Raw genomic sequence first — 13,920 nt, 5'->3', positions numbered from 1 at the left:
AGGCCAGCATGAGTTGTACGAATATCAAGGCTATGGGCCGTATCGCCTCACGAACGTTCAGGGAACGACCGATAAACTGAATGCACAAACGTCCGTTACGGCTCACCCTGTAGACCCTTCTTCACCAAGGTACCAGACCTGGGAGCAGCCATTGTACCGTTATGATGCGCAAGGCCCACACTATTCTGGGTATAACCGGAAAGTGACCTTCGGGTTTTCCGGTGCATACGCCAAACTTGATGCTGGCAGCGGTTTGCCTTGGGTAGGGACGTATGCGGCGCCTCGGCTATTGAATTTGTTATCGGCCAAATTAGGCACTAGCGCGATTTGTGGGCCACCTTGCATGTTGGGAATCGCGTTAGGATCGGCATTTGGTTTCGCTAATGGTGCGGTCGTTTTGCAATACGACATGCAAGTCAACCTGGCGGATAAGCGAACTTTCATTGGCGCTGATAACACCTGCTATCCACCTCCGTCAGATGAATCCTTCGACCTGTGGAAGTAGGTGCTACATGAAGACGAACAACCAAGATATGGATGACTCTGCTGTATCGGATGCGCACAATATGCAAAGCCGACACCAAACCTTGTTCTGGTGGGGCATCGTTACCGAAATGTTTTTCTCCGCCGCTTTTATGTTCGGGATCGTAGGGGCGGGTACAATTCTGCTTGTCATGTTCGTGGCGAAAAATCGGGTTGTACCTATCGAGATCCATGGAGCGTGGCTTGCGGCGTTAGGTCTTGTATGCCTTGGCCCATTATATGTTCTTCGCAAGCATATCAATCGGCGTATGAAAGAAACGCGGCATCATCGAGAGGGTGAAAATGGGTCGGAGCTAACGCATAACGATTAAGCATGACCAAAGACGTTTTCAATGTCAATCGATCTGAAATAATCACTCCGCCGTACCCAACTGTGGCAATGCCGACCAGACTGTGTCAATGAAGGTTGAGCCACTTTTGTGGCCGAATTTGGTGTACAATTCGGTATGACTGCAACGGCAACATGACCGGGCGCGCGATTGGCGGCGTGGTGTACACCCTGACCTACGATGCCGAGAACCGCCTGACCGGCATTAGCGGCGGGGGCGTCACGGCCAGCTATACGTACGACGGCGACGGCGGCCGGGTGAAGGCGGTGATTGGCAGCAGCACGACGGTGAACGTGGAGCCATCTACGAGCAGATGACCAGCGGGGGCAGCACGACGATCACAAAGTACTACCAGGCGGGCGGTCAGCGGGTGGCGCTGCGAGTCAATGGCGCGGTGCGCTGGCTGGCGACCGATCGCCTGGGCAGCACCGCGGTGACGGCCAACGAGACCGGCGCGCGCATCGCGGAGCTGCGCTACAAGCCGTGAGGCCAGAATCGCTACAGCTTCGGCGCGACGCCGACGCAGCGGCGCTTCACTGGGCAGGTGCTGGACAATGCGGCGGGCGGGTTGTATTTTTACAATGCGAGATACTACGATCCGGCGCTGGGGCGATTCCTGCAGCCGGATACGATGAAGGTGGACGGGTTTGTCAAGACAGGGGAATGGCCCCCATGGCACCTTAATTCCGGCCATTTCGCTGTCTAGTTTCTGCCGTCCACGATATGGAGACGTATCGGGCGACTGCAAGTCGCTGCAACAGGTTGTTGCACGAACGGAGTCATACCGGTATAATAGACGCGATCAAGCAGTGAAAGCGAAGTTGATCTCCATGACGGACTCCGCCAGCACACCACTAACCGCAGCGGACAGCCTGCCCCGGCTGCCTACGGCCAAGTCGCTCTTCTCCTTACACTACCTCCACACGCGCCTGCCGGAGCACGCCGAATGGGCCGCGGATTCTCTGCCGGTCTTTGAGACGGTGCGTGCATTGTGGGCGCGCGCACGCGCGTTGGGCGGGACGTGGAACGAGGCGCAGACCGAGCAGGAGTTCGTCAAGCCGGTGTTGGACGCGCTGGGGTGGAGCTACATCGTCCAGGTGAAGGCGCAGCGCCGCGGCGGCAGCCTGACGCGGCCCGACTACGCCCTTTTCGCCAGCCAGGTCCTGGCCGACGAGGCTTACCCGCACCAACGAACGGACGATGCCTTCTACGGCCGCGCCACGGCGATCGCGGAGGCCAAGTATTGGGGCCGGCCGCTCAGCCAGCAGGACAGTTCAGGCCGCAACACCTGGAAGGCCGGGAGCAACCCCAGCCATCAGATGGTCAGCTACCTGGTGGGCACGCGCTGCCCCTGGGGCATCCTCACCAACGGCCGCACCTGGCGCCTCTACAGCCGGGAGGTCAGCAGCACCGCCAGCGAGTTCTACGAGGTGGATCTGGGGCTGATCTTCGACGCCATGCCTCACCCCACTCCCCTGGCCCCTCTCCCCTCTCCTGAGCTGCACTACGCTCAGGAGAGGGGAGAGGGGTGGCCGCAGGCCGGGGTGAGGGGTGAGGTCCTGGCCGACTTCAAGCGCTGGTGGCTCATCTTCCGCCGCGACGCCTTCCTGCCGGACGCCCGCGGCCGCTCGTTTTTGCAGCAGGTGCGCGAAGGCTCGGCTACGTACGCCAGGCGCGTCAGCGACAAGCTGAAGGAACTGGTCTTCGACGAGGTGATGCCGGAGATCGCCAACGGCTTCGTTGCGTACCGGCGCGAACAGATGGGCATCCGCGAGGAGACCGACGAGAGCCTGCGGCAGATCTACGCGGCCGGGCTGAGCCTGCTCTACAAGCTGTTATTCGTGCTCTACGCCGAGGCGCGCGACCTGCTGCCCATGCGCAGCCCCACTTACCGCGAGCAGAGTCTGACCAGTCTGGCGGAATGGGCGGCTGAGCGGGCTGACCGCGGCCTGCCGTTGAGCGACGCGACCTTCGCCACGCCGCGCTATGAAGCGCTGCTGGCCCTCTTCCGGCGCATTGACCGCGGCGACCCCAGCCTGGGCCTGCCGCGCTACGACGGTGGGCTGTTCCACGCCGCCACGGCCGAGAATCAGTTCCTGGAACGCCACAAGCTGAGCGACCGCGTGATCGCGCGCGCGGTGGACATCATGGTGCGCGACGCGGGCGAACCGGTGGACTACGCCTACCTCAGCGTGCGCAACCTGGGGACGATCTACGAAGGGCTGCTGGAGAACAAGCTGGTCCTCACCTCACCCCCAACCCCCTCTCCTCTCCCGATTACGGGAGAGGAGAGGGGAGGCAGGGGTGAGGTCTCGCTCGTCAACGACAAGGGCGAGCGCAAGCTGACCGGCTCGTTCTACACGCCCGACTTCATTGTCGAGTACATCGTCAGCCAGACCCTCGACCCGATCCTGGATGAGCGCGCGGCGCGCTTCGCCGCGGCCATGGACCGCCTCGCGACGCTGCGCCGTAACCTGCGCCAGGCGCTGGACAAAGGGGCCAATCAGCGCCTGCAGGCCGGGCTGGCGGACGCCGAACGCGCCGCGGCCGAAGCGTTTCTCGGGATCAAAGTCTGCGACAGCGCGATGGGCAGCGGCCATTTCCTGGTCAACACGGTGGATCACCTGACCGACGGCATCATCCGGCGCATGCAGGTTTACCACGACACCCATCCCGATGCGCCCTGGGACTGGAACCCCGTGCAGCGGCTGATCGAGCGCATGCGGCGGGAGATCCTGGAGGAAATGGCGCGCCAGGGCATCACGATCGCGGCGGCGCGACTGGATGACACCGCGCTGCTGACCCGGCTGGTCATGAAGCGCTGCATCTACGGCGTGGACCTCAACCCATTGGCCGTGGAGCTGGCGAAGCTGAGCCTGTGGCTGCACACCTTCACGGTCGGCGCGCCGCTCAGCTTCCTGGATCATCACCTGCGTTGGGGCAACTCGGTGATCGGCGCGGACGTGCGCACGGTGGAACGCGCCATGCGCGTGACGGACGCGGGCCAGTTCGCGTTGTTCCAGGGACCGTTCGCCGGCCTGCTCGACCTGACCGCGGTGATGATCGAGGTCGCCGAGCGCGCCGATGCCACGCTCGCCGATGTGCAGCAGAGCGCCGAGGCGTACGCCGCGTTCCAGCGCCAGCTGCTCCCGTACAAACAGGCGCTCGATCTGTGGGTCAGCCAGTGGTTCGACGAAGGACGAAAGACGAAGGGTCAGCACCCGGCCGTCGAGTTCATGACCATGCACAGCGGCGATGTCCTGCCGGCGCTGCGCGGGGAGATCGTGGTAGGCGAGCGGTACCAGGGGGCCATCGCTCGCGCCCGCGAGTTGTGGGAGCGTCAGCGCTTCTTCCACTGGGATTTGGAATTTCCCGAAGTCTTCATTGACCTGGCCGGCCGCGACTGGGCCGCGGACGGCGGCTTCGACGCCATGATCGGCAACCCGCCGTACGTGCGGCAGGAGGCGTTGGCGCCGATCAAGCCGTTCCTGCAAGCCAACTACGCCCAAGTTTATCATGGCGTCGCCGATCTGTTCGTCTATTTCTTCGGCCAGGGGGTGCGCCAGCTCCGGTCGGGCGGCCGGCTGGCCTACATCAGCAGCAATAGCTGGCTGCGCGCCAACTACGCCGCAGCGCTGCGGACCTATCTGCGCACCCACGTAACGATCGAGAGACTGGTGGACATCGGCGACAATCACATCTTCGAGGATGCGGCGGACGTCTATCCGGCGATTCCAGTCGTGCGCAAACTGCCGCCATCTCTCGATCACACGGCGCAGGTTGCTGTCTTCACGCGCGGCGAAGGGGTGAAGCAGTTCGCCGCGCAAGTCGCCGCCAAGCTGACACCGGTCGCAATCCACGACCAACCGGATGCGGGCTGGCAATTGGGCGACGACGCAGGACGGCGCATCTTCGCCAAGTTGATGGCCGGGGGCCAGCCGTTGGGCGAGGTGGTGGAAGGCAGGATATACTATGGCGTCAAGACCGGCCTCAATGAGGCGTTTATCGTGGACCAGACCACGCGCGACAGATTGGTACATGGCGATCCTCATTGCGCCGAGATCATGAAGCCCATCTTGCGCGGCGAGGATCTACGTCCGTGGTATCAAGAGGACGAAAACCGTTGGCTGATTTTTGCCCGTAGAGGTATTGACATCGAGGCCTATCCCACGGTCAAAGCGTACCTCATGCAGTTGCGGACTCGGCTAGAGCCACGTCCCGCTAGTTGGGACACAGCACAGCCTTGGCCGGGTCGCAAACCAGGTACCTACGCTTGGTACGAAATTCAAGACACCGTTGACTACTTCGCCGCGTTTGAGAAACCGAAGATCGTCTGGCCGGACATCGGCAAGTACCCGCGCTTCTCCTGGGATACCTCCGGTGCCTACGTCAATGACAAGGGATACATCGCTGTTCCTGACTCCCCATTCGTATTGGGCATACTTCAATCTCGCGCTATCTGGTCATGCGTCTCTCAACTCTGCGTTCCATTGGGTGAACGCGCTGGCTCAGTTCGTTATCAACAGAAGATCCAATTCATCTCGCGTCTGCCCATCCCTGACGCCGCAGCCGCCGGCCGCGACACCATCGCCGCGCTGGCGCGCGCCATCACCGAGCAGGCGCGCGCCCGTTACACGGTGCATCAAAAAACCCGCCACCGCATCCGGACCGACCTGGGCGCGCCGGGCGCGAGTCTGAACCAAAAGCTGACCGCCTGGTGGGAGCTGGACTTCCCCGGCTTCCTGGCCCAGGTGCGGGCGGTGCTCAAGCGCGAGATTCCGGTGCGCCAGCGCGATGATTGGGAAAGCTGGCTGGCCGAGCAGCGTCGGGAGCACGCGCAGCGCACGGCCGAGATCGTGCGGCTGGAAACGCAGCTCAACCGCCGGGTGTATGACCTGTTCGACCTGACCCCGGCCGAGATCAAGATTGTTGAAGAGAGCACGAAGTACCGGTATGGGGAAGTCTGAACGTTCGCGCGGGGTTCGACCGACGATGTGCTGCGCACGGCGCGAGTGGCGGGAGAGATAGTCGCTCCCATTCAGGGCATGGTGAAGCGTGTTCGCACGAAATCCATGAACTGGCGGAAGCCGATCAGGAGATCGGCGCTGAAGGGCGCGGCCTCGACGTCATTCTGCGAGCCGTTGTGGAAGTGGCGGGGATAGGTAGACACGTTGCGCCAGGCGGTATTGGGGAAGTTATCATAGCTGCCCCACCATGTCCAGGAGGACGTGGCGCTGGTCTTCCAGATAGTCGAACCGGAAGTAGTCGTCGAAGGCTTCGGGTTCGTGGAAACGGCCCGCCTGGACAGCTTGATCCAGTTCGGCAACAGTTCGCACGCCGTATCGGTGGGCCAGCGTGAATAGCTCACTCTCAACGAGTCGTAGCTTGCGTTCCAGGTAGAGCCGCAGGCTATCGCGTTCGAGTTGGGCCGGCGTCGTATTGAGGCGAGTGGCGACTTGTTCGAGTATCATCGGATGACCCTCCCATTTCTCGCCTGTATTGTACCTGACCGGCGCCGGTGCGTCAAGGAAAGGCTCAAAAGTAGATGGAGGCGCGCAAGCCGATGTTTCATCTCCGGCCAGCGGACGGCGCCATCGCAGCGCACGCCGCAGCCGTTCAGATGTGCTATCAGGATTTTTCAGTTCTGGCCACAACCATCGCTCGTCGGGTGGGGATCCCACTCCCATAGTCTCTGCCTCGCGACGCGCCTCTGCAATGTAGGCTCATATGGCCTGTTCAACCTGCGGCCGAAGTCAAGATCATCGAGGAAAGCGCCAAGTACAAAGCCGCTTTTTGCATTTTAGGCCGTTTCAGGGTAATCTATCGCTCCCTAATTATGTTCGTCTGCGCAGGCTCTGTACGCGGGTTGTTGTCTCCCCTTACGACCACTACGGCCAGCCGTAAACCAGACGCCCCCATCAGCCGTCAGCCACGTCAACCTGGGAGTGAAGAAAAATGTCAAGATCAAGCGTGATTCGTATTCTATTGGGCGGAGTTTTGGTGCTCCTGATTGCGCTCGCCGTGCGAACGCCGGGCATCACCGCGCCGGCGCCAGAACTTCGGCGCGCCGTCAATGTGGAGTCGGGCGAGAGCACTGAAATGTACCTCGCGGAGCGCGACACAGGGCAGAACGGCGAAAGCGATGAGCTGATGGCCATCGGCGACTACTGGTACCACCGGGTGTCATACCCTACGGGCCAGTTCAACCCCGCCTGGGTGCGTGAGGCGGCCGCGCAGGACAGCCAGGTCGAGCGCGCGGTGCCGGCCGGAGAGGTCATCTACGGCAAGAATCAAAACGAGTCGCCGCTGGCCTTGAACGCCAATCGTTTCACCTCGTTGGGGCCGCAGCCGCTGCAAAGCAATGGCTGCTTGAGCTGCTACAGCTACGGTCTGGTGGCCGGTCGCACCAACGTCATGGCGATTGACCCGGTGAGCACCAATGTGGCGTATCTCGGCGCAGACGGCGGCGGCGTTTGGAAAACCACGAACTGCTGCTCCGCAGCCACGACCTGGACATCGGTGACCGATGACCCGCTGCTGGCAACCATCGCCATTGGCGACATTACGATTGATCCCAACGATCACAACACGGTCTACGCCGGCACGGGCGATTTGCGCTTCGGCTCTTTCTCCTTCGGCAGCGCGGTGGTGCTCAAGAGCACGGACCAGGGCGCGACCTGGGTCAACCAGGGCGCGGATGTGTTCGCGCCGCCCTATCCTCAGCCGCCCGGCGCGTTTCCACAGTACCAGGCCATCGGCAAGGTGCGCGTGGATCCCAACAACAGCAATAACGTCGTGGTGGGCGCCAAGACCGGCCTCTACCTCTCGTATGATGCGGGCGCCAACTGGACCGGCCCCTGCACGACGAACAACTTCAGCACGCAGCGCCAGGACGTCACCGGCCTCATTCTGCGCGACATCGGAACCGACACCCAGATTTACGCCTTCGTCGGCGCACGTGGTTTTGCGACCACCGTTCAGGCCAACCTGGATCAGAACGGCGCCAACGGCGCTTATCGCGCCCTGCTGCCGGCCAGCGGCTGCCCAACCGGTTGGGAAACGCTCAGCCGGGCCGACAACGGCTGGCCGGCTGACACGGCCAGCGGCATTCCCGTCAACACGACCACGCTGACCGGCAACCGCTTGGGCCGCCTCGATGTCGCCATCGCCCCCAGCAACCCCGACGTGATCTACGTGCAAGTCCAGGCGATTCTCGCCACCGGCGGCGCGCAGCGCGGCGGCCAGCTCGGCGTCTGGCGCACCACTGACGGCGGCACAACCTGGCAGCAGCAATCGAGCCAAACCGGCTTGACCGGCTGCTATGGCGATTATGCGCAGAACTGGTACGACCAGGGCCTGGCCGTGGACCCGAACAACCCGGACATCGTGTTGATGAGCACCGTGGACATCTTCAAGTCCACCAACGGCGGCACGACGTTCACGGATAAGACCTGTGGTTATGCCGGCGGCACCACCGTGCACGTGGACCACCACGCGCTGGCCTATGTGCCTGGCTCATCCACCACCCTGTTGGCCGGCAGCGACGGCGGCGCGTACGTCAGCACGAACGGCGGCGAGTCGTACACGCAGATCAACAACAGCCTGAGCACGCTGGAGTTCTACTCTGGCGACATCACGCAGAACTTTGCCACGGCCGCGACGCCTGGCATCAACGGCGGTATGCAGGACAACGGCTCGGCCGTCTATGTCTGGGCCGCGGGCAACCCAGGGCCGGCCGTCTGGCAGCTGCGCAAGGGCGGCGACGGTATGTTCGCCCGCATCGAGCCGCTGCAAGGACTGCGCTATTACCAGGAAAGCCAGAACGGCGCCCTGGCCGTCAGCACGACCGGCGCGTACGGCGCGCAAACCGCAGCCGGAGGCGCGTGGACTGCTGACCGGCTGAGCTTCGTGTTCCCCTACGAGATCCAGAAGAACGGCTGCACAGGCACGTGCACCCACATGATCGCGGGCTCGTATCGAGTCTATGAGTCGGTCAACGGCGCGATTGGCGCGACGACGACCGCGCGCTGGTATGTCAACAGCGGCGACCTGACCAAGAACACGTTGGCCGATCGTTCGTTCATCAATCAGCTCAACTACGCCTGGAGCGACGCCACCAAGGCCATTGTCGGCACCAACGACGGCAACGTGCAGTGGGGCAGAAACCTGGGCGTCGGCACCGCCAACACGGCCGTTTGGGTCAACCTGACCGGCGGCAACGCCGTGCTGCCCAATCGCCCGATCCTGGACGTGGCGCTGGACCCGGCCAACCCACTGATCGGCTATGCGGCTGTCGGCGGCTTCGATCAGAACACGCCCACGACGCCAGGGCATGTCTTCCAGGTCATCTGCACGACCGACTGCGCCAGCTTCACCTGGGTCAACAAGACGAGCAATCTGCCCAACATCCCGGCCGATTCGATTATTGCCAACCCGCGCTTCCCGCAGCAGGTCTTCGTGGGCACGGACTGGGGCCTCTACTACACCAATGACATCAACGCAGGAACGCCCACCTGGTATCGTTTCCAGGCCGGTTTGCCCAACGCGATGGTGTGGGACATGACGATTGACACCGGGGCGACCACCCTGGCCCTGTGGACACGCAGCCGCGGCGCGTATGTCTGGCCGCTGCCCGATGCGCCCTACCGCACCTGCCCGGACTTCAACGCCAACGGCACCGTGGGCGTGGAGGACATCGGCACGATTGCCGCGCACTGGGGCGAGACCCCAGCCTCGCCTGCCTGGAACAACCGCTACGACCGCAACGGCGACAACCAGGTTGATATCGTGGACATCATGCTGGTGGTTGGAGCCTTCGGCAGCACCTGTTGAACAGGAAGATCGGAGATCGGAGATCGGAGATCGGAGATTGGAGATCGGAGATTGGAGATCGGAGATTGGAGATCGGAGATCGGAGATTGGAGATCATCCGCCTTCCACGCACCCGGTCTCTGATCTCTGATCTCCGGGCTACACCTACCATGCCCATTCCTACCCTGTTGGACATCCTGGCGGCGCAGCGGCGCCTGCGGCCTTACCTGCCGCGCACTCCGATGCACAACTACCCGGCGCTCGATGCGCTCATCGGCGCGGCGGTTTACGTCAAGCACGAAAACTACCAGCCGATCGGCGCGTTCAAGGTGCGCGGGGGCATCAACCTGATGGCGCATCGAGCGCAGCCGAACGCGCGGCCGGGGTCATCGCCCGTCCACGGGCAACCACGGGCAGTCGAGTGGCGTATGCCGCGCGACTGTTCGGCGTGACCGCGCGCATCGTGGTGCCAGAAGGCGCCAATCCAGGCAAGGTAGCCGCGATGCAAGGGATGGGGCCGAGGTGATCTTCCACGGCGCGCTTCGACGAGGCGCGGCGCCATTGCGAGGGCTTAGCCCAAGCGCACGATTGCTACATTCATTCCGGCAACGAGCCAGCCCTGATTGCCGGCGTCGCCACCGCAACACTGGAGATGCTGGAGGATGAGCCAGGCCTGAGGTGATCATCGCGCCGATTGGCGGTGGCAGCGGCGCGCCGGGGCCTGCCTGGCCGCGAGGGCGATCAACCCAACGCTGCGTGTCATCGGCGCGCATCGAAGCGTCGCCTGCGGCGTATCTGTCGTGGCAACAGCACGCCATGATCGAAGCGCCCAATCGCACCGTGGCCGAAGGCCTGCCTACCGGCTCGGCGTTCGATGCCGCAGCGTATCTTGTGGCAGCACCTGGATGATTTTATTCTGCTCAGCGACGACGAGATCTTGCGCGCCATGCGTTGGCTGGTGGAACGGGCGCACACCCTGGCCGAAGCGGCCGGCGCGGCGCCCTGGCTGCGGCCTACCGTCTGCGTGACAGCTGGCCGGACACAAAGTCGGCTGGTCTGTTCCGGCGGCAATACCAGCGTCGCCCAACTGCTGAGCGCCTTGCAGAACGATTGAGCCACGAAACACTATCAGCGCCAGCGCTTGCACCAGTCGCTGGTTCAGTCCCAACGTATACAGATCGGCAACCCTACTCAGGAAATCGCGTCACGATCTTTCTAACATCCGCCTCCAGCGCGCCGAAAGCAGGCAAGGCGCAGAGGCGAGAAATCCTCGATCAAGTCAGCCACACGGCGAGCGCGCTGGTTCACCGGAAAGCTGCGGAGACGCCGCCCACGTAGCCGCTGGCCGCCGAAGGCAATCGTACAGGACTGATTTGGGATCCGCCAGCGACTCCAGGTCTTTGAGTGTGGGAAGATCGAGATTCTCACGAAAGCTGCGGTTGCCGGCAGCAGTCTTGATGGCCAGATCATCGAACAGAAGCCACGCCTCTTGCGTACGTACCGGTATGACACAAACGGCGGTCGGTTGGGGCGAGTTGGGTGGTAAACAATCGAGCGCCTCCTGGATTTCGGCCACCCGCCGCTCGCGTGGCTCGCGTTCGGCATCGCGGTGAACGAAGAGAAGGTCACAGGGATACAAATCGAGAGCCACGCGGATTCTCTCGGTTAGCGTGACCCGCTGGGGAAGGCGCGCCCGGCGTGTATCCGCCCACCTTCCTTGCAGTGGCAGAGCTACCCTATTCGTCCGCAGCAGCCAGGTGAGAATGGGTAACAGGACCACATCAGAACTTCCATCCGTCACGAGCGTGAAAGTGATATCCCTCATCTCGGATCTTCCATCCCAGGCAGAAAGGGTTGAAGATCGGGCCGATCTATCAGGCGACGCGACTTGGGAACGCCCACATCGGGCGCACCGTGCTCGCGTTCGAAGTCTGGGCGACCCGCCGGGTTCAGATAAGCCAACAAAACGCCGCGGGCCACAGGGGGTGTACCTGGATCGGCATCACAGCGCCAGGTGTCGGGCAGCCATCGAAAACATGCCGTCCGCCCCCCTTGTCCGGCCGTGACGACATCTTGCAGCTCCGAAACCAGGATGGCGTCGTCAGGCGCCTGGCTGACCACGCTGGGCGAATGGGTGTTCACAATCACCTGTCGCAGCGGGTTGTCAGCACCGACTTCGTTCTCCACATCAACAGCCATTTCCTGTAGAAGCTGTAGCATCGCCGGGATACGCTCAGGGTGGATGCCATTCTCTGGCTCCTCCAGGCAGATCAGTCCTTCTTCACGGGGGTCGAGAGCCAGCACGGCCAACGCCAGGAAGCGCAGCGTCCCGTCAGATAGTGAGCGGGCCGGCAGTGAAGTGCCGCTGCGATCTGTCATTTCCAGGGTCAGGAGCTGCCGGCGATCATCCCGATCAACATGAATGGTTTTGACGTGTTCGACGAGTTCCGACAGACGGGCAGCCAATTCATCCAGCATAGGCGACTCTCCGTTGTGACCGCCAGGCAGACCCCCATTGTGTGCCGCGCGCTTCAGATAATCCAGGGTGGCCGGCATGTGCGAGCCATCAACGCCCAAGCGCGGCAAGGCCGTGTATTCGTCAGGCTCGCGTAATGCGGAGGGTTCGAGCTGCAGCAGGCGCCAGGACTGCATTTCGCGCCGCGCCAACAGGGCAGTTGGGCTTTCGATCGCATTGACCGATGAAAGGACGGTGCGTGGCAGCGTGGCAGCGAGATATTCGCGCGGACGCCCTGACGTTCCCTCTTGATGCAGCTTGATAATACGTTTCTCTTCTTTTTCGACCGTCGAGATGAACTCGCCGATACGCCGGCCTTTGACAACCGAGCGTCGCCACGCCGGTTTGTGCGGAAAGCGAAGATGACTGGCCGCCTCGGTCACATTAATATGAGTCAGTTCTTCGTGCAGAATTTCCAGCGAACCCAAGCTGGGCAGGCTGCTATCAGCCCGGTAGGCCAGGGCCAACTGGTAACACAGAAGTGTAATGGAGGCTTCCGCCCGCTGCCCTAGGTCGTCAATTCCGGTGAACGGTACAATCATCTCAGTCTCGAAAGTCATCTGACTGGCGTAGTGGTCGCCAATGCGATGGAACAGATTGCGCACATCAGCCGTGCGTCCCCCTTCGGAGCGTACTGCCAGCGCCGCGTTGAGCAGCGTATCTCCGGCCAGTTTACTGAGAAACTGAATTGCGTCGAACAGATTGGACTTGCCAGTGCCGTTGGCTCCGGCCGCACACGTAAACGGGCCAAAACGCAAGTCTACGTCAACCAGGTTCTTAAATCCAGAGACCTTGAGTCGTGTCAGCATCGAAGCCTCTCCTCACAGTCCAAAACGGGGTGAAACCACTGGTTGCTCATTATCACGCGGAACGTCCGATAAGTCAACCAATAGACCGCAACCGCAGCATCAGCGGCTCGACGATTGTGACCAGCACCCCTGCTTCACATCATCGCCGAAATCGTCGAAATACTCCCGAAAGCGGACCCCCGCTACTTGGCTGGCCGCGTGCAGGTACGTGCTGGGCGATATGCAGGATGGCGTCGCGCTAAGCCGGATTCGGCGTAAAGCCGGCTTCTGCCCAAAGGCGCTCAAGGGAGGGTGCGTTAATTGGAAACGTGGAAAACAACAAAGCCGCAGTCTTCTCTCTGAAAGACTGCGGTTGACGTGCTCTTCACGGAAGGCAGTGCTATGATGATGGCAGCGATGCCCCAGTCCTGGGACTATCGAATGCGAGCGTGAAGTCCAACCGATTCTATCTCGTCGGCTTCACGGCTGAATGGCGCCTATGACACGAAGATCAGACGGTTTGCCCACAGGCGCAAGAGAGGCAGCACTATCCCACAAGGCCTACCAGGAGACAGGCGTGATGAACGCCTACTGTATCTTCAGCACCATCGGCGCCTGTCGCCACAACTCTTCCAGCCGGTAGTAGGCGCGCTGCGTGGGCGACATCACGTGCACGACCACATCCCCGTAATCGAGCAGCACCCAGCCCGAATTGGTGTCGCCCTCCACGTGCAGGGCCTTACGGTCGTCCTTTTCGCTCTCCGCCTGGGCATAATCGGTGATGGCCTTGATCTGCCGTTCGGAGTTTGCCGTCGCAATAATAAAGTAATCGGCCAGCACGGACACCTTCGCCAGGTCTAGCAGCACAATATCCTCAGCCTGCTTGTCCGCAGCCAGCTCCACCAAATGGCGAGCAAATGTCGTTGAGTTCAGA

Annotated in this window: 14 protein-coding genes and 1 pseudogene; 10 read left to right on the top strand and 5 right to left on the bottom strand. The window is 62.1% G+C overall.

Features of this window, described 5'->3' with window-relative positions; all coding sequences use genetic code 11:
• From ACPQ6D_RS17840 to ACPQ6D_RS17815, 6 genes and pseudogenes are all read left to right on the top strand, one after another.
• Nucleotides 1–505, top strand: a 505-nt coding sequence (locus tag ACPQ6D_RS17840) for a hypothetical protein (protein WP_423225704.1), incomplete at its 5' end; no start/stop codon positions are given.
• A 7-nt stretch (nt 506–512) separates the two neighbouring features.
• Nucleotides 513–854 carry a hypothetical protein gene (locus ACPQ6D_RS17835; RefSeq protein WP_423225703.1) on the top strand — a complete coding sequence of 114 codons (342 nt, stop codon included), beginning with the start codon at nt 513–515 and terminating at the stop codon, nt 852–854.
• A 152-nt stretch (nt 855–1,006) separates the two neighbouring features.
• Nucleotides 1,007–1,189, top strand: coding sequence for a hypothetical protein (locus ACPQ6D_RS17830; protein WP_423225702.1), 183 nt, complete (start codon nt 1,007–1,009; stop codon nt 1,187–1,189).
• A complete protein-coding gene (locus tag ACPQ6D_RS17825) occupies nt 1,186–1,359 on the top strand; it encodes a hypothetical protein (protein WP_423225701.1) in 174 nt (57 codons plus the stop codon). The genes ACPQ6D_RS17830 and ACPQ6D_RS17825 overlap by 4 nt, the downstream gene beginning before the upstream one ends.
• A 39-nt stretch (nt 1,360–1,398) precedes the next feature.
• Nucleotides 1,399–1,578 (top strand): annotated as a pseudogene (locus tag ACPQ6D_RS17820) (RHS repeat-associated core domain-containing protein); the annotation flags it as partial.
• Between the two features lie 124 nt (nt 1,579–1,702).
• Nucleotides 1,703–5,839 (top strand): Eco57I restriction-modification methylase domain-containing protein, encoded by a 4,137-nt coding sequence (locus ACPQ6D_RS17815; RefSeq protein ID WP_423225700.1) that lies wholly within the window; start codon nt 1,703–1,705, stop codon nt 5,837–5,839.
• 71 nt (nt 5,840–5,910) lie between these two features.
• On the opposite strand, the gene ACPQ6D_RS17810 is transcribed toward ACPQ6D_RS17815, so the two are convergent.
• Nucleotides 5,911–6,042 (bottom strand): hypothetical protein, encoded by a 132-nt coding sequence (locus ACPQ6D_RS17810; protein ID WP_423225699.1) that lies wholly within the window; start codon nt 6,040–6,042, stop codon nt 5,911–5,913.
• A gap of 28 nt (nt 6,043–6,070) precedes the next feature.
• Nucleotides 6,071–6,343, bottom strand: coding sequence for a hypothetical protein (locus ACPQ6D_RS17805; RefSeq protein WP_423225698.1), 273 nt, complete (start codon nt 6,341–6,343; stop codon nt 6,071–6,073).
• A gap of 484 nt (nt 6,344–6,827) precedes the next feature.
• On the opposite strand from ACPQ6D_RS17805, the gene ACPQ6D_RS17800 reads away from it, so the two are divergent.
• The 4 genes from ACPQ6D_RS17800 (at nt 6,828) to ACPQ6D_RS17785 (ending at nt 10,797) form a co-directional block, all read left to right on the top strand.
• A complete protein-coding gene (locus ACPQ6D_RS17800; RefSeq protein WP_423225697.1) occupies nt 6,828–9,704 on the top strand; it encodes a hypothetical protein in 2,877 nt (958 codons plus the stop codon).
• 149 nt (nt 9,705–9,853) lie between these two features.
• A complete protein-coding gene (locus ACPQ6D_RS17795) occupies nt 9,854–10,135 on the top strand; it encodes a pyridoxal-phosphate dependent enzyme (protein WP_423225696.1) in 282 nt (93 codons plus the stop codon).
• A gap of 226 nt (nt 10,136–10,361) precedes the next feature.
• Complete coding sequence (locus tag ACPQ6D_RS17790) at nt 10,362–10,592, top strand: hypothetical protein (RefSeq protein ID WP_423225695.1); 231 nt, start codon at nt 10,362–10,364, stop codon at nt 10,590–10,592.
• Nucleotides 10,558–10,797: a hypothetical protein gene (locus tag ACPQ6D_RS17785; protein ID WP_423225694.1), complete on the top strand. Its 240-nt coding sequence runs from the start codon at nt 10,558–10,560 to the stop codon at nt 10,795–10,797. The genes ACPQ6D_RS17790 and ACPQ6D_RS17785 overlap by 35 nt, the downstream gene beginning before the upstream one ends.
• A 165-nt stretch (nt 10,798–10,962) precedes the next feature.
• Here the strand turns inward: ACPQ6D_RS17785 and ACPQ6D_RS17780 are convergent, their stop codons facing one another.
• The 3 genes from ACPQ6D_RS17780 to rsfS all read right to left on the bottom strand — a co-directional run bounded on the left by ACPQ6D_RS17780 (nt 10,963) and on the right by rsfS (nt 13,889).
• The gene (locus ACPQ6D_RS17780; protein WP_423225693.1) at nt 10,963–11,508 is read right to left on the bottom strand and encodes a hypothetical protein; all 546 of its coding nucleotides are present in this window, start codon (nt 11,506–11,508) and stop codon (nt 10,963–10,965) included.
• Nucleotides 11,505–13,007 (bottom strand): AAA family ATPase, encoded by a 1,503-nt coding sequence (locus ACPQ6D_RS17775; RefSeq protein WP_423225692.1) that lies wholly within the window; start codon nt 13,005–13,007, stop codon nt 11,505–11,507. The genes ACPQ6D_RS17780 and ACPQ6D_RS17775 overlap by 4 nt, the downstream gene beginning before the upstream one ends.
• 567 nt (nt 13,008–13,574) lie before the next feature.
• Nucleotides 13,575–13,889: a ribosome silencing factor gene (rsfS, locus tag ACPQ6D_RS17770; RefSeq protein ID WP_423225706.1), complete on the bottom strand. Its 315-nt coding sequence runs from the start codon at nt 13,887–13,889 to the stop codon at nt 13,575–13,577.
• Between the last annotated feature and the right edge of the window lie 31 nt (nt 13,890–13,920).

This window comes from Candidatus Amarolinea aalborgensis (assembly GCF_900491745.1).
In the GTDB taxonomy this organism is placed as follows: domain Bacteria; phylum Chloroflexota; class Anaerolineae; order SSC4; family Amarolineaceae; genus Amarolinea; species Amarolinea aalborgensis.
The sequence above is the reverse complement of the archived record's forward strand: the minus strand, read 5'-3'. Positions and strand labels throughout refer to the sequence as shown.